Below are 24,834 nucleotides of genomic sequence, written 5' to 3' on the forward strand. Positions count from 1 at the left end.
CCGCGCACCCATCGGTACAATCGCGCTTTCTTTCATCCAGAAAACGGGAAGACGCGCAATGAAATCCATCGATCAGGCAGCTGTCGCACAATTGTTCACCGAAGCCCGCACGCACAACGTGTGGCAGGACAAGCACGTGGACGACGCCCTGCTGCAGCAGATCTATGAAGCGATGAAGTTCGGCCCGACCGCCGCCAACAGCAGCCCGGCCCGCATCGTGTTCGTGAAGTCGGCCGCCGAGAAGGCGCGGCTGGTGGAATGCGTGTCCGCCGGCAATGTCGAGAAGACCCGCACGGCGCCGGTCACCGCGATCATCGCCTTCGACAACAACTTCCACGACCAGCTGCCGAAGCTGTTCCCGCATGCCGACGCCCGCTCGTGGTACGCCGGCAACACCGAAAAGATCGCGCGCGATGCGCTGATGAACAGCTCGCTGCAAGGCGGCTACTTCATCCTGGCCGCCCGCGCGGTGGGTTTGGACTGCGGCCCGATGGGCGGTTTCGATGCCGCCAAGGTCAACGCGGCATTCTTCCCCGATGGCAAGTGGTCGGTGAACTTCCTGGTGAACCTGGGCTACGGCGAGGCCGCCCAACTGCATCCGCGCGGCCCGCGCCTGTCGTTCGACGAAGCCTGCCGGATCGTCTGATCCCCGCCGGCGCCGGCGCCGGGGCTTACGCCTTCGGCGCCGGGGCTAGGCGCTTGGTGCCGGGGTCTTCTCGCGGAACTCGCACAGCGGCTCGATGGCGCAATGCCAGCATTCGGGCTTGCGCGCCTTGCAGACGTAGCGCCCATGCAGGATCAGCCAGTGGTGCGCGTCGTGCAGGAATTCCTTCGGCACCACCTTGAGCAGCTTCTGCTCGACGATATCCACGTTCTTGCCCGGCGCCAGCCCCGTGCGGTTGGAGACGCGGAAGATGTGCGTATCCACGGCAATGGTCGGCTGGCCGAACGCGGTGTTGAGCACCACGTTGGCCGTCTTGCGGCCCACCCCGGGCAGGGCCTCCAGCGCCTCGCGGTCCGGCGGCACGCGCCCGCCATGCCGCTCCACCAGAATCCGGCAGGTCTCGATCACATGCTTGGCCTTGGTCTTGTAGAGGCCGATGGTCTTGATGTAATCGATCAGCCCCGCCTCGCCGAGCGCCAGCATCTGCTGGGGCGAGTGGGCCACCGGGAACAGCAGGCGCGTGGCCTTGTTCACGCCCACGTCGGTGGCCTGCGCGGAGAGCAGCACGGCAATCAGCAGCTCGAAGGGAGAGCTGTATTCGAGTTCCGTGGTCGGGGTTGGATTGACGTCTCGCAGCGTTTCGAAGATGGCGCGGGTCTTGGCGGCGTTCATGCGTCGGGAGTCTTCTTGTTGTTGTCGGGAGGCGCCTGCGTCAGGCCGGCCTTGGCGCGGCGGGCCTCGGCGGCATCGATCTGGGCCTGCACGGCCGGCGACACATTCTCGGTATTGCGCGGCGTGGCGGCCGCCTGTTTCTGGCGCGCGCGCTCGATCGCGGCCTGGATGATCGCCTTCTTGCGTTCCTGGGCGGCGCGCTCGGCATCGGACATCACGGGTTCCGCCTGCAGCGCCTCCAGCTTGGCCGCGGCCTTGGCGGCCAGGCGCGCGTCGTTCTCCTCGCGCTCGCGCACCAGCCGGACGCGGCGCGCCAGGTAGCGCGTGTGGGCGGCGTCGGCCTGTGCGGGGGACCACGCGGCCCAGCCCGTCTTCTCGCCCGTTACCGGAATCATGTCGATGCAGTCCACCGGGCACGGCGCCACGCAGAGATCACAGCCGGTGCACCAGTCGGGCAGTACGGTGTGCATCTGCTTGGCTGCGCCGGCGATGGCATCGACCGGGCAGGCCTGTATGCAGAGCGTGCAGCCGATGCAGCGCGACTCGTCGATGCGCGCCACGGCCCGCGACTGCTCCACGCCGTGCTCGGGGTCCAGCGCACGCGGCGCCACGCCGAGCAGGGCGGACAGCCGCACGATGCCCTCGGCGCCGCCCGGCGGGCAGCGGTTGGGCGCCGCCTCGCCCCGGGCCATGGCCTCGGCATAAGGGCGGCAACCGTCGAACCCACATTTGGTGCATTGGGTTTGCGGCAGCAGGGCTTCTAGGCGGTCCGCCAGGGTGGCGGCGGTGGTGAGGGTGATGGTCACGACTGCGAGGAACGATGTGAGGGACGGCTAACGCTTCTGCACGCCTCTGCGGGCGTGTGCGCGGCAAGGATTATCCCCGATTTCCCGAAACGGCAGAACCGGCGATGATTTGCGCGCCATACCGTCGCCTCACCCGTTTGGGCGATATGTGGCGGATCTTTGCATGAGACACGAGCAATATATGCTCGCCCGTGCCATATAATCCCGCGCAACCGACCGACTCCGGAACCCATGTCAAACGAGCCAAAAACCAAGCGGGATCCCGAAGGCACGCGCCGGCGCATCCTGGCCGCCGCCACCGAAGAATTCGCAAAGGGCGGGCTGGCCGGCGCGCGCGTCGATCAGATCGCCCGCCGGGCGGAGACCAACGAGCGGATGCTCTATTACTACTACGGCAGCAAGGAAGGCCTGTTCCTGGCCGTGCTCGAAAAGCAGTACGCCGAGTTCCGCGCCGCCGAGGAGCAACTGCATGTGACCGACGAAGACCCGGTCGCGGCCGTTCGCACGCTGGCGCGCTTTGTCTGGGACTGGTATTACCAGCATCCCGAGTTCATCCGCCTGGTCAACAGCGAGAATCTGCACGAGGCGCGCCACCTGAAGAAGTCCGCCCAGCTGCATCAGTTGATCAATCCGGTGGTCAACGTGCTGGCGGACATCATCCGGCGCGGTCAGCAGCAGGGGCTGTTCCGCGACAACGTGGACGTGCCCCAGTTCTACCTGACCATTTCGGCGCTGGGCTACTACGTGCTCTCCAACCGCTACACCATCAGCGCGGTGATTGGCCGCGACGTGGCCTCGGAAGACGAGCACGCCCGTTTTGCCGAGTTGCATACGGACATGCTGCTGGCCTTCCTGCAGAAGCGCTGAGCGGCTATGCCGCCGGGGAAAACAAAAATGCCCGCGAGATCATCGCGGGCATTTTTGCATTCGGCGTCCGACAGGCTTCAGCGGGATTTACGGATGAAATCGCGCAGTTCCGGATAAATATTCTCGCGCCAGCGACGGCCCGAGAAAATCCCGTAGTGGCCGGCCTTCGGCGCGGTGATGTGATGCCGCTTGGCCTTGGGAATGCCGGTGCACAGGTCGTGCGCGGCGGCGGTCTGGCCGGCGCCCGAGATGTCGTCCAGTTCGCCTTCGATGGTCAGCAGGGCCGTGGTCTTGATGTCCTGCGGACGCACCGGCGCGCCGTCGATCTCCCAGGTGCCGTTCGCCAGCCGGAACTCCTGGAACACTTCCTTGATGGTGTCGAGGTAATACTCGGCGGCCATGTCGAGCACGGCGTTGTACTCGTCGTAGAAGCGCACGTGCGCCTCGGCGTCGTCCGCATCGCCCTCGACCAGGCTCAGGTAATAGTCATAGTGCGAGGACAGGTGGCGGTCCGGGTTCATCGCCACGAAGCCGGCGTGCTGCAGGAAGCCCGGATAGACGCGGCGGCCGTGGCCCGGATAGTTCGCCGGCACGGTGTAAATGACGTTGTTCTCGAACCACTCGTACGACTTGTTGGTCGCCAGCGAATTGACCGCCGTGGGGCTCTTGCGGGCGTCGATCGGGCCGCCCATCATCGTCATCGTGCGCGGGGTGGTTTCCTTGTTGGAGGCCATCAGCGAGATCGCGGCCAGCACCGGCACCGTGGGCTGGCAGACCGAGATCACATGCAGGTTCTCGGCGCCGATATGGCGGATGAATTCCTGAATGTAATAAATGTAGTCAGACAGGTGGAACGGGCCGACGTCGGACGGGACCATGCGCGCATCGACCCAGTCGGTCACGTAGACCTTGTGGTCTTGCAGCAACGTGCGCACGGTGTCGCGCAGCAACGTGGCGTGGTGGCCGGAGAGCGGGGCGCAGACCAGCACCACGGGCTCGTCCTTGAGCAGCTTGATGGTCTCGGGGTCGTCCGCGTAGCGCTTGAAGCGCACCAGCTTGCAGAACGGCTTCTCGAACACGGTTTGCTCGACGATGGGGATGTCCCGGCCGTTGGAGCGCACCGACTTGATGTCAAAGGCGGGTTTCTCGTATTCCTTGCCGAGCCGGTAGAGCAGTTCGTAGCCGGCCGCGAGGCGGGGTGCGCCCGGCACCAGGGAAAGCGGACTGAGCGGGTTGGTGAAGGTCTTGGCCGTCGCCTGAGCCCACGCGGTCAGCGGGTTCAGCATCGAGCGCTGGAATTCGTGCAGTTGGTAAAGCATGCCGGTACCTGTTGCCTTTCTGTCGGGCGTATGTGCCCGATGGATTATGCCCGCAATCGAACGGTCGTGCTTTGCAGCATACGCTTCCAAAGTACGCCGCCAAGTGGGGAAGACAATAGGACATTGGCTTGAATTCGTGGTGACAGACACCTACAGACACAAAAAGGCGACGGGGAGTGGCCTTCCCGTCGCCTTTCTTGTGGCACTGCGTCAGAACTGGTGCAATCGACGTGTTGCTTTTTTGTGCAATGCGCCGAAGCTATGGTTCTGTGATGCTTAGTACACCGCGGCGATGGCGTTGACCACCGCGTCGATGTTGCGGCTGTTCAGCGCAGCCACGCAGATCCGGCCCGTACCCACGGCGTAGATGCCGTGGTCGTTGCGCAGGCGGTCCACCTGGTCGGTGGTCAGGCCCGAGTACGAGAACATGCCGCGCTGGGCCTTCACGAACGAGAAGTCACCCGGCACGCCCTTGGCGGCGAGCTTGTCCACCAGCGCATGGCGCATCAGCTTGATGCGATCGCGCATTTCGCCGAGTTCCTGCTCCCACATGGCGCGCAGCTCGGGGCTGTTCAGCACCGTGGCCACCACCGTACCGCCGTGCGTGGGCGGGTTGGAGTAGTTCGTGCGGATCACGCGCTTGACCTGCGACATCACGCGCTGGGCTTCTTCCTTGCTCGTGGTGACGATCGACAGCGCGCCTACGCGCTCGCCATACAGCGAGAAGCTCTTCGAGAACGAGCTGGAGACGAAGAACGGCAGGCCGGAATCGGCGAACAGGCGCACGGCGGCGCCGTCCGGGTCGATGCCATCGGCAAAGCCCTGGTAGGCCATGTCCAGGAACGGGATCAGGTTGCGTTCCTTGACCAGTTCCACCACCTGCTTCCACTGGGCTTCCGACAGGTCCACGCCGGTCGGGTTGTGGCAGCACGCGTGCAGCACGACGATGGTATTGGGCGCGTAGGACTTCAGCGATTCCACCATGCCGGCGAAGTTCAGGCCGTGGCTGGCGGCATCGTAATAGGCGTAGTTCACGACCGGGAAGCCGGCCGATTCGAACAGTGCGCGGTGGTTTTCCCAGCTCGGGTCGCTGATGGCGACCTTGGCGTTCGGGTACAGGCGCTTCAGGAAGTCGGCGCCGATCTTCAGGGCACCGGTACCACCAAGTGCCTGGGCAGTCACAACGCGGCCTTCCGTGATCAGGGCCGATTCCTTGCCGAACAGCAGGGTCTGCACGGCCTGGTCGTAGGCGGCGATGCCTTCGATCGGCAGGTAGCCGCGCGGCGTGGCGCTGGCCAGGCGAGCCTTTTCGGCCTCCTGCACGGCGCGCAGGAGGGGAATTTTCCCTTCGTCGGTGAAGTACACGCCAACGCCCAGGTTCACCTTGGTGGTGCGGGTGTCGGCATTGAAGGCTTCATTCAGGCCCAGGATCGGGTCGCGCGGGGCCATCTCGACGGCAGAAAACAAACTCATTTGGATTCTCGTGGTCAGCTGTGTAACAAAACGGAGGGCGTAGAATGCTTCGGGCTGCGCTGGCGGATCGCGTCGAGGGCCCTACTGACAGGAACTGACAGTAGCGTGATGCCACAATGCTTGAAGCGGGTCCGCGCAACCCCAAGATTCTAGCGTATCCGCCAGTTTTTCCTCAGGTTTTTCCCTACCCTATGACGAATCTCGCCGAAGTCGCCCCGGTCCTGGACGAAGACAAATTCGTCACCTTTCCGGGGTCGCCGTTCCAGCTCTACCAGCCGTTCCCGCCCGCCGGGGACCAGCCCGAGGCCATCCGCCAGCTTGTGGAGGGCGTCGAGGACGGCCTGTCGTTCCAGACCCTGCTGGGCGTGACCGGGTCCGGCAAGACCTTCACCATGGCCAACGTCATCGCACGCATGGGGCGGCCGGCCATCGTCTTTGCGCCGAACAAGACACTTGCGGCCCAGCTGTACTCGGAATTCCGCGAGTTTTTTCCGCGCAACGCCGTCGAGTACTTCGTCAGCTACTACGACTACTACCAGCCTGAGGCCTACGTGCCGCAGCGCGACCTGTTCATCGAGAAGGACTCGTCGATCAACGAGCATATCGAGCAGATGCGGCTGTCGGCCACCAAGAGCCTGCTCGAGCGGCGCGACACGATTATCGTGGCGACCGTGTCCGCGATCTACGGGATCGGTAATCCGAGCGAATACCATAAGATGATTCTGACGTTGCGCACCGGCGACAAGCTGAGCCAGCGCGACATCATCGCGCGGCTGATCGCCATGCAGTACACGCGCAACGAAACCGATTTCCAGCGCGGCACCTTCCGCGTGCGCGGCGACACGCTCGACATCTTCCCCGCCGAGCACGCCGAGATGGCCGTGCGCGTGGAGCTGTTTGACGACGAGGTCGATTCGCTCCAGTACTTCGACCCCCTGACCGGGCGCGTGCGTCAGAAGATTCCGCGTTTCACGGTCTACCCGTCGAGCCACTACGTCACGCCGCGCGAGACCGTGCTGCGCGCGATCGAGGACATCAAGGTGGAGTTGCGCGAGCGGCTCGATTTCTTCTACAAGGAGAATCGTCTCGTGGAGGCGCAACGGTTGGAGCAGCGCACGCGCTTCGACCTGGAAATGCTCTCGGAACTGGGCTTCTGCAAGGGCATCGAGAACTATTCGCGGCACCTCTCCGGCGCCAAGCCGGGCGAGCCGCCGCCGACGCTGGTGGATTACCTGCCGCCGGACGCGCTGATGTTCCTCGACGAGTCCCACGTGCTGATCGGCCAGCTCAACGGCATGTACAACGGGGACCGCGCGCGCAAGACCACGCTGGTGGAATACGGCTTCCGCATGCCGTCCGCGCTGGACAACCGGCCGCTGAAGTTCGACGAATTCGAACGCAAGATGCGCCAGGTGATGTTCGTCTCGGCCACGCCGGCGCAGTTCGAGAAGGACCACGCGGGGCAGGTGGTGGAGCAGGTGGTGCGGCCGACCGGCCTGGTCGACCCGATCATCATGGTGCGCCCGGCCACGACCCAGGTGGATGATCTGCTATCCGAGATCAACATCCGTGTGCAGGCCGGCGAGCGCGTGCTGGTGACCACGCTGACCAAGCGGATGGCCGAGCAGCTGACCGAATTCCTGTCCGAGAATGGCGTCAAGGTACGTTATCTGCACTCGGATATCGATACCGTGGAGCGGGTGGAGATCATCCGCGACCTGCGCCTCGGCACGTTCGACGTGCTGGTGGGGATCAACCTGCTGCGCGAGGGCCTCGATATTCCCGAGGTGTCGCTGGTGGCCATCCTCGATGCGGACAAGGAGGGCTTCCTGCGCGCCGAGCGCTCGCTGATCCAGACCATCGGCCGCGCCGCCCGGAACGTCAACGGCACCGCCATCCTCTATGCGGACCGCATGACGGACTCGATGAAACGCGCGATCGACGAGACCGAACGGCGCCGCATCAAGCAGATTGCCCATAACGAGGCCCATGGCATCACGCCGCGCGGCGTGGTCAAGCGGATCAAGGACATCATCGACGGGGTGTACGACCCGAACGAGGTCCGCGCGGAGCTGAGCGCCGCCGCCGAGCGCGCGAAATACGAGGACATGAGCGAGAAGCAGGTCGCGAAGGAGATCAAGCGGCTGGAGAAGCAGATGCTTGATCATGCGAAGAATCTTGAATTCGAGAAGGCCGCCCAGGTACGCGACCAGTTGGCCAAGCTGCGCGCCCAGGTGTTCGGGGCGGGCGGCGATCACATCCTATAGTGTCTAGGGTGTCCGGGCATCCACGCCGGACGGAGCCGGTCAACGACGAGGAGCGCGCCATGGTGACACAGTTCGAATACGGTGGTTACGCGGTGGTGGCGCGGGCAGTACCGCATGCTGGAGGCGGGTTTTCGGGGGTTGTGACGATCGCCGATGCGTTCGGCGAGCCCAGCGGGCCGACTTTCGAGTCGGAGACGGGCGCGGCAGCCACCCCGGAGGCGGCCCTGGCACTGGCCGAGGCCGCCGCCATGCGCACGATCGATGCCGGCGAGGTGAACTGACCCGGGCCAAGGGTCGCCGGCAGCACAGGAGACAAGACATGGCCTATAGCAGTGAATGGAAGAAGAGGGTTTTCGAGACGCACGAGATCCAGGTGCTGGTGAAACCCCGTTCGTCGATCGAGTGGGAGTACACGGTGCGCGTCTGCCGACCCGGCACCAATATCCGAGCGGCCGGCACGCTGGTGGAAACCGCGCCGCCGACGGCCCACTTCAAGACGCCGGAAGACGCCGAGGCAGCCGGTTGGGAGAGAGGGCGGGAGTTGGCGGTGCAACTGGCGTAGTGCCGGCGCCATCGGCCAAGTAAAATCGTGCCGATGAAAACATTTGCCATCCTGATGTGCTGCATGGGAAACATCTGCCGTTCACCGACGGCGGAGGGCGTGCTGCGCGCCAAGCTGGTTGCCGCGGGTCTCGCGGAGCGGGTCGAGCTCGACTCCGCGGGCACCCACGACTATCACCTGGGGCGCCCGCCCGATGCGCGCAGCCAGCGCTACGCGTTGCAGCGGGGGTATGACCTGTCCGCGTTGCGGGCGCGCAAGGTGGGGGTGGCGGACTTCCAGCGCTTTGACCTCGTGCTGGCGATGGATCACGCCAATATCTCCACGCTGCGCGCGCTCCATCCCGAAGTCAGCCCGGACAAGCTCCGGCTCCTGATGAGCTTTGCCACCCGGCACCATGCCGAGGAAGTGCCCGACCCCTACTACGGCGAGGGCGATGGCTTCGAAACCGTGCTCGACTACGTCGAAGACGCCTGCGACGGTGTGGTGGCCATGCTGCGCGAACAGTTGGCGCGCACGCGCTGAGACCCCCCGCCAAGCCCCGCAGCCCCAGGCCGGCAACCTTGCCGGCCCTCCAGAGAGATCCATGGTTTTTTCCCTGTTCCGCAAATGGCGCAAGTGGCGCGAGTCACGTAATGCGAGCTTGCAGCTCGACGCCATCCTGGCCTCGGCCAACCCCGACGCCTTGCTCGCGGACCGCAACGCCTGGCTCGTCGAGCTGGGCTACTGGCTCCGGCGCGACGGCCGCCTGGCCGTCGATCCTGATACTGGCCCCGATCAGGCCAACGCCCCGGCGCGCAGCTATCCCGCCCACGTACGGCTGCGCTACCTGCTCCAGGTGCTGGCGCGGCACCCCGACTGGGCGGACCGCTTCGCGCGCACCATCCGCTCGATCGTCCGCGACAACGATCCCACCTCGCTGTTCTGCGATACCGGCGTGGCCTCCCACCCAGGCTTCTGGGGCGAGATGGTCGATCGGCTCCAGGCGCGCTTCCTGCCCCCGCCGCCCAATCGCAACGACATGGCCGGCCTGTTCGCGCTGGTCTTTGCCGACGAGAGCGATGCCGATTGGGTCGATGGACTCGACGACGATTTGATCGAGCGCATCGCGTCAGCGCTGCAGGCTGGTGCCGAAGACGATCGCATCACGCTTGAGGACACGCTGGCCGCAAGCATCCAGGTGCTCGCCAGCCAGGTGCGTGCCACCGGCCTGAGCCAGTCGATCCGCTCACGCCTGCCCGGGCGCGCGCAGGACACGCCATTTTTTCGACTCGACGCGGCCATCGCGGCGCTGTGCGAGGAGGGGCTGGCGCATGACAACGAGGTGTTCGGGCATCGGCTCAACTATTTCCGCGCGTTGCTCGATGGCTGTCTGGCCGCCGCGCAGCACGTCTATGACGATCTCGAGGAGAACGGCGTCTCCGTCGAGGTGGTGTTCCAGATCGAACGCATGAAGGTCCGCCTGGCGCGGATCGACCTGCTGCTCAACGCCTGGGTGGACCCGGGCCGCCACAGCCGCCACGCGCACCTGATGGCCGAACTGATCCGCTCTACGCAGGCGCGGCGCAGCATCGCCCACCTGGCCGGCTCATCGTTCGCGCAGCTGGCGCGCAAGGTGGTGGAGCGCTCCGCCGAGACCGGCGAGCACTACATCACGCGGGACCGCAAGGAGTACGGTGAGCTGCTGCGGGCGGCGGCCGGCGGCGGGCTGGTTACGGTGGTAACGGTCTACCTGAAGTTCCTGATCTACGGCCTGCACCTGGACAAGTTCGTGGAGGGTCTGCTGGCCTCGCTGAACTACGCCGGCAGCTTCCTCGCGATCCATTTCGCGCATTTCACGCTGGCTACCAAGCAGCCGGCGATGACCGGCCCGGCGCTGGCCCACCGGCTCGATGGCGCGGGGCGGCCCGAGGGGCGCGAGGCATTCGTCGACGACACCATCGCGATGATCCGCTCGAACGCGGCGGCGATCTTCGGCAACCTGGCCGTGGTGTTCCCGGTGGCGCTGCTGGTGCAGTGGCTGGCCAGCAAGCTGCTTGGCGCCAACCTGATCACGCCGGCCAAGGCCATCGCCACGATCGAATCGTTCTCGATTCTCGGCCCCACGCCGCTCTATGCCGCGTTCACCGGCGTGCTGCTGTGGCTGTCGAGCCTGATCGCCGGCTGGGCGGACAACTGGTTCGCACTGCACCGCGTGCACGACGTGATGGCCTACAACCGCCGGCTGCGCTACGTGCTGGGGCAGGGCGGGGCGATGAAGCTGGCGGATTTCTGGAAACGCAACCTGTCCGGCATCGCGGGCAATGTGTCGCTGGGCTTCCTGCTCGGGCTCGGGCCGGAAATCCTCAGCTTTTTCGGTCCACATATGGAAGTGCGTCATGTGACGCTTTCCACTGGTTCCGTGGGCACGGCCATCGGCGTGCTCGGCATGGATGCCCTGCGCATGCCGTCACTCTGGCTGGCTGTGGCAGGTATCGCGTTGATGGGCGTGTTGAACGTGTCGGTCAGCTTTGCGCTGGCCTTCAATATGGCGATGCGGTCACGCAACCTGCCGCGCGTGGATCGGCGCGAACTCAGCGCAGCGGTGCGCCGGCGCATCGTGCGTCACCCGATGTCCCTGCTGATTCCGCCGCGGGCGGTGCCGGTGGCGTCACATGCGCCCGGCGATGCCGCCTGAGAAGCGCCGCGCCGGATACCGTGCAATGCAGCAGGGGTACTTGACTGATTTGGTCGGATAAATTTATACTTGAGCGAAACGATCAAGTATTTCCCTTTCCCCGAGCATCATGAGACTGACCACCAAAGGCCGTTTTGCGGTAACCGCCATGATCGACTTGGCCATGCGCCAGGATCAGGGGCCCGTCACGCTCGCCGGCATCAGCCAGCGCCAGAAAATCTCCCTGTCCTACCTGGAGCAGCTGTTTGGCAAGCTGCGCCGGCACGAGATCGTGGAAAGCGTGCGCGGTCCGGGCGGCGGCTACAGCCTCGCCCGCAAGGCCGAGGACGTCACCGTGGCGGACATCATCATCGCCGTGGACGAGCCGCTGGACGCCACGCAGTGCGGCGGGAAGGGTAATTGTAACGGAGATGACGGATCCGGGCGCTGCATGACCCACGAGCTGTGGGCCACGCTGAACCAGAAGATGGTCGAGTACCTCGACTCCGTCTCCCTGAAGAACCTCGTGGACCAGCAGCGCGCCCGCCAGCCGGCGGTGCTGCACGACATGCGCGAAGACGCCGCGCAGCCCGTGCCGGTGACGCGCAGCAAGGCCGAGAAGCAGGACAAGCCGGCGCGCCCGCGCGTGGTGAACTCGGTGTTCAGCCTCGCGCAGTCCTGAGCAGATTTCAGATAGTTGGTTTAAACTATCAGTAGACAGTAAGCGATTAGCGGTCCCTATAAGGCAGTCATAACGATGAGCACCCCACATTTCCCCATCTACATGGATTATTCGGCGACGACGCCGGTGGACCCGCGCGTAGCCGACAAGATGATTCCGTACCTGCGCGAGCAGTTCGGCAATCCGGCCTCGCGTAGCCACGCCTATGGCTGGGAAGCCGAGCGCGCGGTGGAAGAGGCGCGTGAGCAGGTGGCCGCGCTGGTGGGCGCCGATCCGCGCGAGATTGTGTGGACGTCGGGCGCAACCGAGTCGAACAACCTGGCCATCAAGGGTGCCGCGAACTTCTATTCGGGCAAGGGCAAGCATCTGATTACGGTGAAGACCGAGCACAAGGCGGTGCTGGACACCACCCGCGAGCTCGAGCGCCAGGGCTTCGAGGTGACCTACCTCGACGTCAAGGATGACGGCCTGATCGACATGGAAGTGTTCCAGCAGGCGATTCGCCCGGACACGATCCTGGTCTCGGTGATGCTGGTGAACAACGAGATCGGCGTGATCCAGGACGTGGCGCAGATCGGCGAGATCTGCCGTGCCAAGGGCATCATCTTTCATTGCGATGCGGCCCAGGCCACCGGCAAAGTCACCATCGACCTGAACACGCTGAAGTGCGACCTGATGTCGTTTTCGGCGCACAAGACCTACGGCCCGAAGGGCGTGGGCGCGCTGTATGTACGTCGCAAGCCGCGTGTGCGGATTGAGGCGCAAATGCACGGTGGCGGACACGAGCGCGGCATGCGTTCGGGCACGCTGGCCACGCACCAGATCGTCGGCATGGGCGAAGCATTCCGCCTGGCCCGCGAGGAAATGGCCACCGAGAACGAACGCATCCGCATGCTGCGCGACCGCCTGTGGCGCGGCCTGTCGGGCATGGAAGAGGTGTACCTGAACGGCTCGCTGGAACACCGCGTGCCGCACAACCTGAACGTCAGCTTCAACTTCGTGGAAGGCGAGTCCCTGATCATGGCGATCAAGGACGTGGCCGTGTCGTCGGGCTCGGCCTGCACGTCGGCCTCGCTGGAACCGTCGTACGTGCTGCGCGCCCTGGGCCGCAACGACGAACTGGCGCACAGCTCCATCCGCTTCACGGTGGGCCGCTTCACTACCGAGGAAGAGATCGACTACACGATCGAGCTGCTGAAGAACAAGATCGGCAAGCTGCGCGACCTGTCGCCGCTGTGGGAAATGTTCAAGGACGGTGTCGACCTGAACTCGATCCAGTGGGCCGCCCACTAAGCAGCGCGCCAACACAATAACGACCCCATTCAAGATTCGTCAGAGGTAGCCAAAATGTCTTACAGCAACAAGGTTCTCGACCACTATGAAAATCCGCGCAACGTCGGTTCGTTCGACAAGAACGACGACGCGGTGGGCACCGGCATGGTCGGCGCCCCGGCCTGCGGCGACGTGATGAAGCTGCAGATCAAGGTGAACGAGGCGGGTGTGATCGAAGACGCCAAGTTCAAGACCTACGGCTGCGGCTCGGCCATCGCGTCGTCGTCGCTGGTGACCGAATGGGTCAAGGGCAAGACCGTCGACCAGGCCCTCGAGATCAAGAACACGCAGATCGCCGAGGAACTGGCGCTGCCGCCGGTAAAGATCCACTGCTCGATCCTGGCCGAAGACGCCATCAAGGCGGCGGTCGAGGACTACAAGAAGAAGCACGGCGTCCCCGCCGCGCAGCAGGCCGCCTGATCGGCGGACTGGCTTTTTCGTTGGAAACTGCCACGCCCGGCGCCTGTGCCGGACGTGGTGTCTGACAGCAAGGCAACGATGATCACAATGACCGAAAAGGCGGCGAAGCACGTCGCCCGCTACCTGGAACGCCGCGGCAAGGGCGTGGGACTGCGCGTGGGCGTGAAGACCACCGGCTGCTCCGGCCTGGCCTACAAGCTCGAATACGTAGACGAAGTGCTACCCGAGGACCAGGTCTTCGAGACGCAGGGCCTCAAGGTGATCGTCGATCCGAAGAGTCTGCCGTACATCGACGGCACCGAACTGGACTTCGCGCGCGAAGGGTTGAACGAGGGTTTCCGCTTCAACAACCCGAACGTCAAGGACGAGTGCGGCTGCGGCGAGTCGTTCCGGGTCTGATTTCCGGCGACAAGCTGACGTGCGCTGAAGTGCAATGAAGTGCGAAAGGGGGGCGGCGTGGCCGCTCCTTTTTGTTGGGGAAGGTTTTGAAAGACGATTTTTTCTCGCTGTTCGGTTTGCCGGCACGCTTCGATGTGGATCAAGCCGCACTCGATGAAGCCTACCGCACCGTGCAGTCTCAGGCCCATCCGGACCGCTTTGCCAACGCCGGCGACGCCGAGCGGCGCGTGGCGATGCAATGGGCCGCGCACGCCAACGAAGCCTACCGTACGCTGCGCCAGCCGTTGAAGCGCGCTATTTACCTGCTCACGCTGCGCGGCGTGGACATCCAGGCGGAGAACAATACCGCCATGGCCCCGGCCTTCCTGATGCAGCAGATGGAATGGCGTGAGGCACTGCAGGAAGCGGTGGAAGACCGCGCAACGGACCGGCTCGACGGCCTGCTGCGCGACCTGCGCCAGGAACGGCGCGAGCGCCTGGAGGCGCTGGGCGCGCTGCTCGATGCCGGCAGCAATGAGGCGGCCGGCGCCGCGGCGCGGCAACTGATGTTTATCGAGAAGATCGAACACGACGCCAGCGAGGCGATCGACCGGCTGGAAAACTAGGCGAATCGCCAGTCTCCCGGCACGGTCCTCCCCGGCGAAGCCCGGACATCGCCCCCACAAGAACACGCGAAGAATCATCATGGCACTGCTCCAGATTTCCGAACCCGGCATGTCGCCGGCCCCGCACCAGCGGCGCCTGGCAGTCGGTATCGACCTTGGCACCACCAACTCGCTGGTGGCTGCCGTGCGTAACAGCATTCCCGAAGTGTTGTCCGACGAGCGCGGCCGTCCGCTGCTGCCTTCCGTTGTGCGTTACCTGCCGGACCGTACGGCCCATATCGGCTATCGGGCACAGGACGAAGCCGTACGCGACCCCAAGAACACCATCGTCTCCGTCAAGCGTTTCATGGGCCGTGGCCTGCGTGACGTGGCCAATATCGAGCACAGTCCGTACGACTTTGTCGATGCGCCTGGCATGGTGCAGATCAAGACGGCCGCCGGAGTGAAGAGCCCGGTGGAGGTGTCTGCCGAGATCCTGGCCACGCTGCGCCAGCGCGCCGAGGATTCACTCGGCGACGATCTCGTCGGCGCCGTGATCACGGTACCGGCCTATTTCGATGACGCCCAGCGCCAGGCCACCAAGGACGCAGCCCAACTGGCCGGTCTGGAGGTGCTGCGCCTGCTCAACGAGCCGACTGCGGCGGCCATCGCCTACGGCCTCGATAACGCGGCCGAGGGGATCTACGCGGTTTACGATCTCGGCGGCGGCACCTTCGACATCTCCGTGCTGAAGCTGACCAAGGGCGTGTTCGAGGTGATGTCTACCGGCGGCGACTCCGCGCTTGGCGGCGACGACTTCGACCAGCGCCTGCTGTGCTGGATCGTGGAACAGGCTGGCCTGCAGCCGCTGTCCGCTGAGGACACCCGGCTGCTGATGGTGCGCGCCCGCGCTGCCAAGGAAGCCTTGTCCGAGAGCGACAGCACGGTGATTGACGCGGTGCTGGCCAGTGGAGAGATCGTCCACCTGCCGCTGACCGCCTCGGAATTTAACGATATTACGAAGCACTTGGTCCAGAAGACGCTGGCGCCGGCGCGTAAGGCGCTGCGCGATGCCGGTGTGGAGACGCAGGATGTGAAGGGCGTGGTGCTGGTGGGCGGCGCCACGCGCATGCCGTCGATCCGCAAGGCCGTGGGTGAGTACTTCGGCCAGACGCCGCTGACCAACCTCGATCCGGACAAGGTCGTGGCGCTCGGCGCCGCCATGCAGGCCAACCTGCTGGCCGGCAACCACGCGCCCGGCGAGGACTGGCTGCTGCTCGACGTGATCCCGCTCTCGCTGGGCGTGGAGACGATGGGCGGCTTGGTCGAGAAGATCATCCCGCGCAACAGCACGATTCCCGTGGCGCGCGCCCAGGAATTCACCACGTTCAAGGACGGCCAGACCGCGATGGCGATCCACGTGCTCCAGGGCGAGCGTGAACTGGCGAGCGATTGCCGGTCGCTGGCACGCTTCGAGCTGCGCGGCATTCCGCCGATGGTGGCCGGCGCCGCGCGCATTCGTGTGACCTATCAGGTGGATGCCGACGGCCTGCTGTCGGTGGCCGCGCGCGAGATGCACTCGGGCGTGGAGGCGTCGGTCTCGGTCAAACCGTCCTACGGGCTGGCTGACGACGATATCGCGCGCATGTTGCAGGACAGCTTCCGCGAGGCCGAGCAAGACATGAAGAGCCGCGCGCTGGCTGAGGAACGCGTGGAAGCCGAGCGGCTGGTGGAAGCCACCACCCGCGCGCTCGAGGTGGACGGTGACCTGCTGACCGCCGAGGAACGCGCCACCGTGGAAGCGCTGATGGCCAGTGTGCGACAGATTGCAACAGGCGAAGACCACCACGCGATCAAGACCGCCGTGGAGCAGTTGTCCCACGGCACGGACGAATTTGCCGCACGCCGCATGGACCGCTCGATCAAGAGCGCACTGGCGGGGCGCAAGGTGCAGGAGCTCGGCTGAGCCGCGCCGGATTGAGACAAGTCATACCAGGATAGACATGGCACAAATCATCGTATTGCCTCACGTGGAACTGTGCCCCGAAGGGGCCGTGTTCGAGGCCCCCCAGGGCACCAGCATCTGCGACGCGCTGCTGAGCCAGGGCATCAACATCGAGCACGCCTGCGAGAAGTCTTGCGCGTGCACCACGTGCCACGTGGTGGTGCGCGAGGGCTTCAATTCGCTGGAAGAGGCCGAGGAAAAGGAAGAAGACCTGCTCGACAAGGCCTGGGGCCTGGAGCCGAACTCGCGCCTGTCTTGCCAGGCGCTGGTGGCGGACGCGGATCTGACCGTAGAAATTCCAAAATACACGATCAACCACGCCAAGGAAGGCCACTGAGATGAAATGGACTGACACCTTCGACATCGCCGCGGCGCTCTACGACAAGTACCCCGAGGTGGACCCGCTGACGGTGCGCTTCACGCAACTGCGCCAGTGGGTACTGGAGTTGGACGGCTTTGACGACCTGCCCGAGCGCTCGGGTGAGAAGATTCTCGAGGCGATCCAGGCTGCATGGATCGAGGAAGCGGCGTAAGGCTGCACCTCTCGTAGATCGATGAAAACTCGATGCAAAACGGCCGCGCTGGCATCCACCAGCGCGGCCGTTTCGCTTTCTCCGGGAAGCGCTTACCTCCCTTACCCGGTTACCAGCACGCCACGCTCCATGTGGACGCGCTGGCCCACATCGACCCCCGGCGGGTTCTTGTAGGTGAAGGTACGGCGCGTGCCGTCGTCCATTTGCACGCTGACGCGGTAGGCCTTGTCCTTGTTCACGTGTTTCTCGACCACGTTGCCGGCGTAACCGCCAGCCGCCGCACCGGCCACGGTGCCGAGAATCCGGCCATTGCCGCTGCCGATCTGGTTGCCGAGCAGCCCGCCCACCACGGCACCGCCCACCGCACCCACGCCGCTGGTGGGCTTTTCCGATTCCACCACGCTCACGGCCGTCACGCGGCCAGCCGTATGGCTGGGCCGGGCGGCGGGACGTTCCTCTGCCTGCGCTGGCTGCGCGGGCGGATCGTTACGCGCCGGCTGGGCCGGTTGGGCTTGCTGTGCTTGTTGGGCCTGTTGGGCCTGGGCGTCATAAGAAGCCGGCGGGCGCGTGGTCGAGCCCGGCGGGGGCGTGATGGATTGGGTGGCAACCGGGGCCGGATAGTCGGCAGGCCCCTGGTTCGCGTTGGTGAGCGGCAATACGCCGGTCACGGCCGCCACGGCGGTCAGGCTGGCCACTGCCACGGCAACTGCCGCCGCGCCGACCAGCGGGTGCAGTCGGCGCTGAGGCGGCAGCGGCGGGGTGGGCGAATTCGACGAATGGGCGGTAGCGGGAGTGGGGTGCTGCATTTGTTGTTCTCCGGGTGACCGGACTTGCCGGTCGATACCCCAAGTGTGGCCGAATCGCGCCCCGATTGCCGTTCGATTTTGTAAGCATTCGTAGCGCAGAATTGTCATTGAAATCAGCGACTTATGACGCTATCGGGTCTCGTCCTACAGGCTCTGCTGTAACAATTCCGGCTCGTGGAAGCTGGCGCTCTTTTCTCTAGCACTTCCCCTCATCTTCAAGCCCGTAAGTACACGCGAAAGGGTCGTACCATTTGTTCTTTCCATAGTAGACGTACACTTTATCGCCCCCGTGCGTCCATACCAATGCTGCCGTTCCGCCGGAATATAGGCTCCACGCCCCGGAACTGTTGTCTTCGAACACGACAGTGCCCGTGGCATAACACGGAGAATAGTAGTCGTGGAGCACATGCGCGCCTGGACAGGGTAGATCTTGGAAAAGAAGTTTTTGACCTGCGTGACCGTTGGCCGGAACTTCTTACATAGCTCGGCGGTCCGCGGATCTCCATCCGGTAGCGATTGGCCGACTTCTTCAATCACCACTTTTCTGACGTCTCTGGCTGAGCAAAGCGAGGCTGTCATGCACAGCAAAACGAATGCGGCCGATCTCAAGAGAGGAAGAGATCTTGCCCCTACCCTCTTGCGGTCCTCGCTTCGGTCATAAACAGCATCCTCTCTCCTGGTCAGGTCGCCCCTCCCGGCTGGGGGCGGCCATGAACCTAGCAGGAGCGAGCACGCGGAAACAATCGCTGATTCTTTAAACTCTGGGGCACAGAGACGTCGCGTTTCGGCGTCGCCAAAAAGAAAAACCCCACACCTGGAAAAATGTGGGGTTTGTCAGTGGTCTGCAACCCGCCACGCATGCGGTGGGTTGTCTGGGTGGGTACCTGCTGTTCAATCCTCGCGGCGCAGGTGCGGGAACAGGATGACGTCGCGGATGTTCGGGCTGTCGGTCAGCAGCATCACCAGACGGTCGATGCCGATGCCGCAGCCGCCCGTCGGGGGCATGCCGTATTCAAGGGCGCGGATGTAGTCGGCGTCGAAGTACATCGCTTCCTCGTCGCCGGCATCCTTCTGCTCCACCTGTTTGCGGAAGCGGTCGGCCTGATCTTCGGCATCGTTCAATTCCGAGAAGCCGTTGGCGATTTCGCGGCCCGTGATGAACAGCTCGAAACGCTCGGTGATGCCCGGCACGGTGTCCGAGGCGCGCGCCAGCGGCGATACCTCGACCGGATAGTCGACGATGAAGGTCGGCTCCCACAGCTGGCTCTCGGCCGTTTCCTCGAACAGCACCAGTTGCAGGGTGCCGAGGCCGGCGTTCAGGAACTGCGGCGCGCTCGTATTCACGCCGAATTTCTTCAGTTCGGTGCGCAGGAAGTCGGCATCGGCCAGTTGCGCGTCGGTGTACTCGGGCGCGAACTTCTGGATCGCCTGGCAGATCGTCAGGCGATGGAACGGCTTGGCCAGATCCAGCTCGCGGCCCTGGTAGGTGACCGTGGCGCTGCCGCGTGCATCGATGGCCGCCTGGCGGATCAGGTTCTCGGTGAAGTCCATCAGCCAGCGGTAGTCCGTGTAGGCCGCGTAGAACTCCATCATCGTGAACTCGGGGTTGTGGCGCGGGCTCACCCCTTCATTACGGAAATTACGATTGATTTCGAACACGCGCTCGAAGCCACCGACGACCAGGCGCTTCAGGTACAGCTCGGGTGCGATGCGCATGAACATCTGCATGTCCAGCGCGTTGTGGTGCGTGATGAAAGGCTTGGCCGCCGCGCCGCCCGGAATCGGGTGCAGCATCGGCGTTTCCACTTCCATGAAGCCGGCGTCGGCCATATGGCGGCGCAGCGAGGAAATGGCGTTAGTACGAGCCCGGAACGTGGCACGCGTCTCGGGCGAGACGATCAGGTCCACATAGCGCTGGCGGTACTTGGTTTCCTGGTCGGCCAGGCCGTGGAACTTGTCCGGCAGCGGGCGCAGCGATTTCGACAGCAGGCGCAGCTCGCGCACCTGCACCGACAGCTCACCCTTGTTGGTGCGGAACAGCTCGCCGCGCGCGCTGATGATATCGCCGAGGTCCCAGTGCTTGAACGCGGCATAGACCTCCTCGCCCACCTTGTCACGCGTGACATAGAACTGGATCTGGCCGCTGCCGTCCTGCACGGTGGCAAAGCTGGCCTTGCCCATCACGCGCTTGAGCATCATGCGGCCGGCGATGGCCACTTCCACGGGCTGCGCTTCCAGCGTGGCCTGGTCGGTCTCGCCATGCTCGGCGTGCAGCGCGGCGGCCTGGTGCGTCGGGCGGAAGTCGTTGGGGAAGGCCACGCCTTGCTGACGCAGGGCCTGCAGTTTCTCGCGCCGCTCCGCGATGATCTTGTTCTCGTCGGCGGCAGGTATATCGGCGGCTGGGGCGCGGGTCGGTTCGGTCATGATGTGTCGGTGGATCGCGCGGGCAGGGGCCGGCGCGGTTCGGTTCAGTTCGGTTCAGTAATTGCGGATGTCGTCGAGTTCGGTCTTGCCGAAGTCGGGACGATCCAGGTAGGCCACAATGCGCCGCGCCGTGTCTTCGGGCGAGGCGAGCTGGTCGTTGGCCTTGAGGTCGCGGAAGCGCTGCACGGCGGCGAAGTCCGCGCCCCGGATGGTTTCCTGCATGTCGGTATCGACCACGCCCGGCGCCAGCGCCACGGCGCGCACTGCGCTCGGCTCCGGCACGCTCGCGTACTCGGCGTTGACCGAGCGGATGAACATGTCGAGCGCGGCCTTGCCGGCGCAATAGGCGCTCCAGCCCGGCACCGGGTTACGCGCGGCGCCCGACGAGATCGCCAGCACCTTGCGCGCGCAGTCGAAGCGGGTGGTGTGCTCGATGAACGCGCCGGTCATGGTCATCGGCGTTGCCAGGTTGGTCAGCAGATGGGGGATGAGCGTGGTCTCGTGCAGCGCCGTGATCGGGCCAATCGGCTCTACAACGCCGGCGTTGAGGATCAGCGTCACGCTGGCCGGGGTCTCGTCCACGGCATCCAGCACGCTGCCCAGCCAGCCAGCGGCCGCGTTGGGCTGGGACAGGTCCTGCAGGTGCCAGGCCACCGGCACGCCGCTGGCGGCGATATCCGCCTCCAGTTCGGGGCTGCGGCTGCGCGCCACGCAGATCACCCGGTTGCCCGGTTTCAGCAACGCGCGGGTCAGTGCCGCGCCCAGGCCGCGCGATGCGCCCGTGACGATATAGAGATGGATACCTGCGCTCATGGTGCCCCGGATGTCTTGGTGGTCTTGGTGGTTCGAAGGTGAAGCGGAATGCGTCGAAGTTGGCCGGCGGGAACCGGCGCGCCACCCCGGGGGCGGCGCACCGGCCTGCTTACAGGCCCTGTTTCAGGCTGGCCTCGATGAACGGATCGAGGTCGCCGTCCAGCACCTTCTGGGTGTTGGACATTTCCACATTGGTGCGCAGGTCCTTGATCCGGCTCTGGTCCAGCACGTACGAGCGGATCTGGTGGCCCCAGCCCACGTCGGTCTTGCCGGCTTCGAGCTTGTCGGCCTCGGCCTGGCGCTTGCGCATCTCATGCTCGTACAGGCGCGACTTCAGCATCGACATGGCCTCGGCACGGTTGCGGTGCTGCGAACGGTCGTTCTGGCACTGCACGACGATGCCGGTGGGGATGTGGGTAATCCGCACTGCCGAATCGGTCTTGTTGATGTGCTGCCCGCCCGCGCCCGAGGCGCGGTAGGTATCCACCCGCAGGTCGGCCGGGTTGACTTCCACCTCGAACGAATCGTCCACCTCGGGGTACACGAACACCGACGAGAACGACGTGTGGCGGCCGCCCGACGAATCGAACGGCGACTTGCGCACCAGGCGGTGCACGCCGGTCTCGGTGCGCAGGTAGCCGAACGCGTAGTCGCCCTCGATCTTGATCGTCGCGCTCTTGATGCCGGCCACGTCGCCCTCGGATTCCTCGAGCACCTCGGCCTTGAAGCCCTTGCGCTCGCAGTACTTCAGGTACTGGCGCAGCAGCATCGATGCCCAGTCGCACGCTTCCGTGCCGCCGGCGCCGGCCTGGATATCGATGAAGGCGTTGGCCTGGTCCATCTCGCCCGAGAACATGCGGCGGAATTCCATGCCGGCCACGATGTCCTCGAAGCCCTTGACGTCGGCCTCGATGGACTCGAGCGTTTCATCGTCGCCTTCCTCGCGCGCGAGCTCGAACAGCTCGTCGGCGCCGGTCAGGTCGTCCGTCAGCTTGCCGAGGACCTGTACCACGGCCTCGAGCGCTTTCTTTTCCTTGCCCAGGTCCTGGGCCCGCTTGGGGTTGTTCCAGACCTCGGGGTCTTCCAGCTCGCCGTTGACTTCGTCCAGGCGTCCTACTTTGACATCGTAGTCAAAGATACCCCCGTAGATCTTCCGTCCGGGAACGGAGATCGGAGATGGCACCGGAGATGGCGTTGAGGCGTTCTGCTTCCATGATGTTCCTGCGCTTCCAAAACCTTGAATTATAGCGGATTGGCGCCGTAAATCCCGGGAGGGATCGTCGCGTGTGGCGAACCGTTCGCGATGCGAACGGTCTACCAGGGGGTCGCGGCGCCACTTGGCAACACTTCGGCGACAATATCGGTGAATAACAGGAGTGAACTCGGACGCATGACAGCAAGCAACTTCGCCAGACCAGACGTGTCTGCGGCCCGCCGCCGCACACTGGGCCGCCTTGGCGCGGCAACGATGGCCACGCTGACGGCCTCGCTGCTCGCCGCCTGCGGCACGACCCCCACAGAGCCGGCGCCGGACGGCTTCTACCGCGTGGAACGCGGCGACACCTTGTACTCGATCGCCCGGCGCAACCGGCGCTCGGTGGCCGAGTTGGCCCGCTGGAACGACCTGACGGACACCAATCAGATCGAGGTTGGGCAGCTGATCCGGGTGCGGCCGCCGGCCGGCGCGGCGGCCGCGTCGGCGTCGGGACCGTCCAAATCATCGGAAAAATCTGAAACGCCGGCCAAACAGGCCGACGCCGCGCCATCTCGCCCGCCCGCCAACGCCATCAAGCTGCAATGGCCGGCCGATGGCCGCGTGACGGGCCGCTTCGCCCTGCCGGCCGAGAAGGGTTTGCGGATCGAAGTGCCGGCCAACGGCAAGGTCCGCGCCGCCGCCAGCGGCTGGGCCATCCACGTCGGCACGCTGCGTGGCTACGGCATGCTGGTGATCGTGAAGCACAGCGACGACTGGCTGACCGTGTACGGCAACCTCGACAAACCGCTGGTCAAGGAAGGCGCCCGCGTCACCACGGGACAGGAGATCGGCAGCATGGCCAGCGCGGCCGAACTGCACTTCGAGGTGCGCGGCAATGGCAAGCCGGTGAATCCGGCCACCTACCTGCCGCCGCGCGGCTAGGCAGACGGCCGGCGGCAGGCTATTCGGCGTCCGGGGCTTTCGGCCTCGGCGCCTTGAACGGCTTGATCACGTATTTCTCGCCACGCTTGCGGCAGTCATCGGCGACGGCCCGCCACCAGGCTTCGGTGACGAGATAGGTGCTGCCGTTGATGTCGTTGGGGGTGGGGACGGTGTCAGTAGCCAGTTCGAGATGGCGGTTCGACATGATGAGGCTTTCATGTACGTACTCTGGATAGCGGCTTCCTCCCCACAGGATTAACGTTTGCGGCTCCCGCCAGTGCACCCAAACCTGCTTTCTTCCATCCGACCACTTGTAGCCGACTACGCAAAAATGGTTTCGTTGGTCGTTCTTATGGAATGTGGCAAGAAAATGGCGTATTGCGCCCGCCGGATTTCGATAATGGCGTTCCTTGGAGACCGTGAAACGACCCACCGGTTTTTCAGAAAATCCATCCGGCAGGCCGTCGCCGGCGTATCCGCTCAGAGAAGCGGCGGCCAGCAAAGCAAACGATACGCACTTAGATCTCATCGTCTTTCCCTTAGGGCTTGGCCTTGTTTTTCGGCTGCAAGCTGGCGAGAAACCCCTCGGTCAAGGTATAAAAATCCTGTCCTCCCTTGCTCTGGAATTTCTGGAAATTTTGGCCTGGGTGGCTCGAGTCCAGCGTGCGCCAGGCATACAGCCCGGTTCGGCTTGGATCGGGGCCGAAATTCTCGCCTTTTGCGACCGTCAACGCGCTGGCGACGTACGCCATGTATTCCTTTTGACGGAGATGGGTTCCATCGTGAGCAATGTCCAGTGTGCGATTGAGCATCTGGTGTTGATCGGGCGCAATGGCTGGATAGTTTTCGAAGCCCCTTACCTGGTTCTTTGCCTTAATCAATGTAGTCAGGTCGGTCGCACCGCGCGCGGCGAAATGCTGGGCGCCAAGTTTCAGTCGATTGCGCAAGACATGCACCATCCATTGCATGCTTTCGCGTGCGTCGCCTTGGTTTACGTATTTTTCGTGGTCGGGGCTTGCATTCTCAACGATTAACATCCGCGCGAGAACGCCCTGTTCGGTATTCGGTTCCGGTAGAACGAGTTTCGGATGAATCTCGACCGTCACCCTGCTGGTATTAGTGTCCCTAAGCTGCGGCCGTCCTTGCGCGTCAGTCGCGTACGCATCCACATGAACAATGTGGCGGCTCACGATACTGTGAGCCTGGACCTCAAGCCGAAGTACCTGCTCGATCCGCCTATCGTCGACCTTCAACGGTACGACTGTCAGGATACTGTCGGTACTCCGGAGCACCAGATGTTTCTTGTTTGGCCCCAGACCGGACACCTTGAACTGGAGCCGATTCCCCGGGAAAAGGGTGATCTGCGCGCCGAGTGGCGCGCCGTTGCTGCGCAGGAGTTTGGCCATATTGCTTCAA

General features: G+C 64.5%; 26 protein-coding genes. 16 read left to right on the plus strand and 10 right to left on the minus strand.

Features of this window, described 5'->3' with window-relative positions; translation table 11 throughout:
* Positions 1–58: 58 nt before the first annotated feature.
* Positions 59–646, plus strand: coding sequence for a malonic semialdehyde reductase (locus AB4120_RS06360; RefSeq protein WP_149136346.1), 588 nt, complete (start codon positions 59–61; stop codon positions 644–646).
* A gap of 45 nt (positions 647–691) precedes the next feature.
* Here the strand turns inward: AB4120_RS06360 and nth are convergent, their stop codons facing one another.
* On the minus strand, positions 692–1,336 hold the full coding sequence (gene nth / locus AB4120_RS06365) for an endonuclease III (protein WP_149136345.1): 645 nt from the start codon (positions 1,334–1,336) through the stop codon (positions 692–694).
* Positions 1,333–2,142: an electron transport complex subunit RsxB gene (gene rsxB, locus AB4120_RS06370; RefSeq protein WP_441642032.1), complete on the minus strand. Its 810-nt coding sequence runs from the start codon at positions 2,140–2,142 to the stop codon at positions 1,333–1,335. The genes nth and rsxB overlap by 4 nt, the downstream gene beginning before the upstream one ends.
* A gap of 231 nt (positions 2,143–2,373) precedes the next feature.
* Between rsxB and AB4120_RS06375 the strand changes: the two genes are divergently transcribed.
* Positions 2,374–3,009 (plus strand): TetR family transcriptional regulator, encoded by a 636-nt coding sequence (locus AB4120_RS06375; protein ID WP_144196116.1) that lies wholly within the window; start codon positions 2,374–2,376, stop codon positions 3,007–3,009.
* A gap of 77 nt (positions 3,010–3,086) precedes the next feature.
* Here AB4120_RS06375 and AB4120_RS06380 read toward each other — a convergent pair whose 3' ends face one another.
* Positions 3,087–4,328, minus strand: a complete 1,242-nt coding sequence (locus AB4120_RS06380) for a polyhydroxyalkanoate depolymerase (protein WP_149136343.1) — start codon at positions 4,326–4,328, stop codon at positions 3,087–3,089.
* Between the two features lie 276 nt (positions 4,329–4,604).
* Positions 4,605–5,801 carry an amino acid aminotransferase gene (locus AB4120_RS06385; RefSeq protein WP_149136342.1) on the minus strand — a complete coding sequence of 399 codons (1,197 nt, stop codon included), beginning with the start codon at positions 5,799–5,801 and terminating at the stop codon, positions 4,605–4,607.
* Positions 5,802–5,992: 191 nt separating this feature from the next.
* Here AB4120_RS06385 and uvrB point away from each other — a divergent pair, with 191 nt between their 5' ends.
* The 13 genes from uvrB to iscX all read left to right on the plus strand — a co-directional run bounded on the left by uvrB (position 5,993) and on the right by iscX (position 17,238).
* Positions 5,993–8,068, plus strand: coding sequence for an excinuclease ABC subunit UvrB (uvrB, locus tag AB4120_RS06390; protein ID WP_149136341.1), 2,076 nt, complete (start codon positions 5,993–5,995; stop codon positions 8,066–8,068).
* 59 nt (positions 8,069–8,127) lie between these two features.
* Positions 8,128–8,349: a hypothetical protein gene (locus tag AB4120_RS06395; protein WP_144196108.1), complete on the plus strand. Its 222-nt coding sequence runs from the start codon at positions 8,128–8,130 to the stop codon at positions 8,347–8,349.
* Positions 8,350–8,387: 38 nt separating this feature from the next.
* Positions 8,388–8,630 (plus strand): hypothetical protein, encoded by a 243-nt coding sequence (locus AB4120_RS06400; RefSeq protein ID WP_144196106.1) that lies wholly within the window; start codon positions 8,388–8,390, stop codon positions 8,628–8,630.
* 33 nt (positions 8,631–8,663) lie between these two features.
* Complete coding sequence (locus tag AB4120_RS06405; RefSeq protein WP_149136340.1) at positions 8,664–9,152, plus strand: low molecular weight protein-tyrosine-phosphatase; 489 nt, start codon at positions 8,664–8,666, stop codon at positions 9,150–9,152.
* Between the two features lie 61 nt (positions 9,153–9,213).
* Positions 9,214–11,304, plus strand: coding sequence for a site-specific recombinase (locus tag AB4120_RS06410; RefSeq protein ID WP_441642033.1), 2,091 nt, complete (start codon positions 9,214–9,216; stop codon positions 11,302–11,304).
* A gap of 109 nt (positions 11,305–11,413) precedes the next feature.
* The gene (gene iscR / locus AB4120_RS06415; RefSeq protein ID WP_149136339.1) at positions 11,414–11,965 is read left to right on the plus strand and encodes a Fe-S cluster assembly transcriptional regulator IscR; all 552 of its coding nucleotides are present in this window, start codon (positions 11,414–11,416) and stop codon (positions 11,963–11,965) included.
* 69 nt (positions 11,966–12,034) lie between these two features.
* Positions 12,035–13,258, plus strand: a complete 1,224-nt coding sequence (locus AB4120_RS06420; RefSeq protein ID WP_280527770.1) for an IscS subfamily cysteine desulfurase — start codon at positions 12,035–12,037, stop codon at positions 13,256–13,258.
* A 54-nt stretch (positions 13,259–13,312) separates the two neighbouring features.
* A complete protein-coding gene (gene iscU, locus AB4120_RS06425) occupies positions 13,313–13,717 on the plus strand; it encodes a Fe-S cluster assembly scaffold IscU (protein WP_144196098.1) in 405 nt (134 codons plus the stop codon).
* Between the two features lie 78 nt (positions 13,718–13,795).
* Entirely contained in the window at positions 13,796–14,116 is a 321-nt protein-coding gene (iscA, locus tag AB4120_RS06430; RefSeq protein ID WP_144196096.1) for an iron-sulfur cluster assembly protein IscA, read from the plus strand.
* Positions 14,117–14,202: 86 nt separating this feature from the next.
* A complete protein-coding gene (hscB, locus tag AB4120_RS06435) occupies positions 14,203–14,721 on the plus strand; it encodes a Fe-S protein assembly co-chaperone HscB (protein WP_149136338.1) in 519 nt (172 codons plus the stop codon).
* 79 nt (positions 14,722–14,800) lie between these two features.
* Positions 14,801–16,666 carry a Fe-S protein assembly chaperone HscA gene (gene hscA / locus AB4120_RS06440; RefSeq protein ID WP_441642034.1) on the plus strand — a complete coding sequence of 622 codons (1,866 nt, stop codon included), beginning with the start codon at positions 14,801–14,803 and terminating at the stop codon, positions 16,664–16,666.
* A gap of 37 nt (positions 16,667–16,703) precedes the next feature.
* Entirely contained in the window at positions 16,704–17,042 is a 339-nt protein-coding gene (fdx, locus tag AB4120_RS06445) for an ISC system 2Fe-2S type ferredoxin (protein ID WP_144196090.1), read from the plus strand.
* A gap of 1 nt (position 17,043) precedes the next feature.
* Positions 17,044–17,238 (plus strand): Fe-S cluster assembly protein IscX, encoded by a 195-nt coding sequence (gene iscX / locus AB4120_RS06450; protein ID WP_144196088.1) that lies wholly within the window; start codon positions 17,044–17,046, stop codon positions 17,236–17,238.
* A 101-nt stretch (positions 17,239–17,339) separates the two neighbouring features.
* Here the strand turns inward: iscX and AB4120_RS06455 are convergent, their stop codons facing one another.
* The 4 genes from AB4120_RS06455 to prfB form a co-directional block, all read right to left on the minus strand.
* Entirely contained in the window at positions 17,340–18,044 is a 705-nt protein-coding gene (locus AB4120_RS06455) for a glycine zipper 2TM domain-containing protein (protein ID WP_441642035.1), read from the minus strand.
* A gap of 891 nt (positions 18,045–18,935) precedes the next feature.
* Complete coding sequence (lysS, locus tag AB4120_RS06460) at positions 18,936–20,468, minus strand: lysine--tRNA ligase (protein ID WP_144196082.1); 1,533 nt, start codon at positions 20,466–20,468, stop codon at positions 18,936–18,938.
* Positions 20,469–20,522: 54 nt separating this feature from the next.
* Positions 20,523–21,281 carry an SDR family oxidoreductase gene (locus tag AB4120_RS06465; protein WP_149136336.1) on the minus strand — a complete coding sequence of 253 codons (759 nt, stop codon included), beginning with the start codon at positions 21,279–21,281 and terminating at the stop codon, positions 20,523–20,525.
* A gap of 109 nt (positions 21,282–21,390) precedes the next feature.
* Positions 21,391–22,495, minus strand: a protein-coding gene (gene prfB / locus AB4120_RS06470; RefSeq protein WP_144196078.1) for a peptide chain release factor 2 whose coding sequence is annotated in 2 segments (ribosomal slippage) — positions 21,391–22,413 and positions 22,415–22,495 — 1,104 coding nt in all. Because the reading frame shifts where the segments join, the coding sequence is not laid out codon by codon here.
* A gap of 176 nt (positions 22,496–22,671) precedes the next feature.
* Here prfB and AB4120_RS06475 point away from each other — a divergent pair.
* Positions 22,672–23,418, plus strand: coding sequence for a M23 family metallopeptidase (locus AB4120_RS06475; RefSeq protein WP_149136335.1), 747 nt, complete (start codon positions 22,672–22,674; stop codon positions 23,416–23,418).
* A 19-nt stretch (positions 23,419–23,437) separates the two neighbouring features.
* Here AB4120_RS06475 and AB4120_RS06480 read toward each other — a convergent pair whose 3' ends face one another.
* Together AB4120_RS06480 and AB4120_RS06485 are read right to left on the minus strand one after the other, a co-directional pair.
* Entirely contained in the window at positions 23,438–23,920 is a 483-nt protein-coding gene (locus AB4120_RS06480; RefSeq protein WP_441642036.1) for a hypothetical protein, read from the minus strand.
* 37 nt (positions 23,921–23,957) lie between these two features.
* Positions 23,958–24,824, minus strand: a complete 867-nt coding sequence (locus AB4120_RS06485) for a hypothetical protein (RefSeq protein ID WP_149136334.1) — start codon at positions 24,822–24,824, stop codon at positions 23,958–23,960.
* Positions 24,825–24,834 lie beyond the last annotated feature (10 nt).

The organism is Cupriavidus sp. 2KB_3, assembly GCF_052115685.1.
Lineage (GTDB): Bacteria > Pseudomonadota > Gammaproteobacteria > Burkholderiales > Burkholderiaceae > Cupriavidus > Cupriavidus campinensis.

Excerpts from the sequence above, each read along its gene's own strand:
- AB4120_RS06360 (WP_149136346.1), top strand. The coding sequence starts at position 59 with ATGAAATCCATCGATCAGGCAGCTGTCGCACAATTGTTCACCGAAGCC.
- nth (WP_149136345.1), bottom strand. The coding sequence starts at position 1,336 with ATGAACGCCGCCAAGACCCGCGCCATCTTCGAAACGCTGCGAGACGTC.
- AB4120_RS06375 (WP_144196116.1), top strand. The coding sequence starts at position 2,374 with ATGTCAAACGAGCCAAAAACCAAGCGGGATCCCGAAGGCACGCGCCGG.
- AB4120_RS06380 (WP_149136343.1), bottom strand. The coding sequence starts at position 4,328 with ATGCTTTACCAACTGCACGAATTCCAGCGCTCGATGCTGAACCCGCTG.
- AB4120_RS06385 (WP_149136342.1), bottom strand. The coding sequence starts at position 5,801 with ATGAGTTTGTTTTCTGCCGTCGAGATGGCCCCGCGCGACCCGATCCTG.
- uvrB (WP_149136341.1), top strand. The coding sequence starts at position 5,993 with ATGACGAATCTCGCCGAAGTCGCCCCGGTCCTGGACGAAGACAAATTC.
- AB4120_RS06395 (WP_144196108.1), top strand. The coding sequence starts at position 8,128 with ATGGTGACACAGTTCGAATACGGTGGTTACGCGGTGGTGGCGCGGGCA.
- AB4120_RS06400 (WP_144196106.1), top strand. The coding sequence starts at position 8,388 with ATGGCCTATAGCAGTGAATGGAAGAAGAGGGTTTTCGAGACGCACGAG.
- AB4120_RS06405 (WP_149136340.1), top strand. The coding sequence starts at position 8,664 with ATGAAAACATTTGCCATCCTGATGTGCTGCATGGGAAACATCTGCCGT.
- AB4120_RS06410 (WP_441642033.1), top strand. The coding sequence starts at position 9,214 with ATGGTTTTTTCCCTGTTCCGCAAATGGCGCAAGTGGCGCGAGTCACGT.
- iscR (WP_149136339.1), top strand. The coding sequence starts at position 11,414 with ATGAGACTGACCACCAAAGGCCGTTTTGCGGTAACCGCCATGATCGAC.
- iscU (WP_144196098.1), top strand. The coding sequence starts at position 13,313 with ATGTCTTACAGCAACAAGGTTCTCGACCACTATGAAAATCCGCGCAAC.
- iscA (WP_144196096.1), top strand. The coding sequence starts at position 13,796 with ATGATCACAATGACCGAAAAGGCGGCGAAGCACGTCGCCCGCTACCTG.
- hscA (WP_441642034.1), top strand. The coding sequence starts at position 14,801 with ATGGCACTGCTCCAGATTTCCGAACCCGGCATGTCGCCGGCCCCGCAC.
- fdx (WP_144196090.1), top strand. The coding sequence starts at position 16,704 with ATGGCACAAATCATCGTATTGCCTCACGTGGAACTGTGCCCCGAAGGG.
- iscX (WP_144196088.1), top strand. The coding sequence starts at position 17,044 with ATGAAATGGACTGACACCTTCGACATCGCCGCGGCGCTCTACGACAAG.
- AB4120_RS06455 (WP_441642035.1), bottom strand. The coding sequence starts at position 18,044 with ATGCAGCACCCCACTCCCGCTACCGCCCATTCGTCGAATTCGCCCACC.
- lysS (WP_144196082.1), bottom strand. The coding sequence starts at position 20,468 with ATGACCGAACCGACCCGCGCCCCAGCCGCCGATATACCTGCCGCCGAC.
- AB4120_RS06465 (WP_149136336.1), bottom strand. The coding sequence starts at position 21,281 with ATGAGCGCAGGTATCCATCTCTATATCGTCACGGGCGCATCGCGCGGC.
- AB4120_RS06475 (WP_149136335.1), top strand. The coding sequence starts at position 22,672 with ATGACAGCAAGCAACTTCGCCAGACCAGACGTGTCTGCGGCCCGCCGC.
- AB4120_RS06485 (WP_149136334.1), bottom strand. The coding sequence starts at position 24,824 with ATGGCCAAACTCCTGCGCAGCAACGGCGCGCCACTCGGCGCGCAGATC.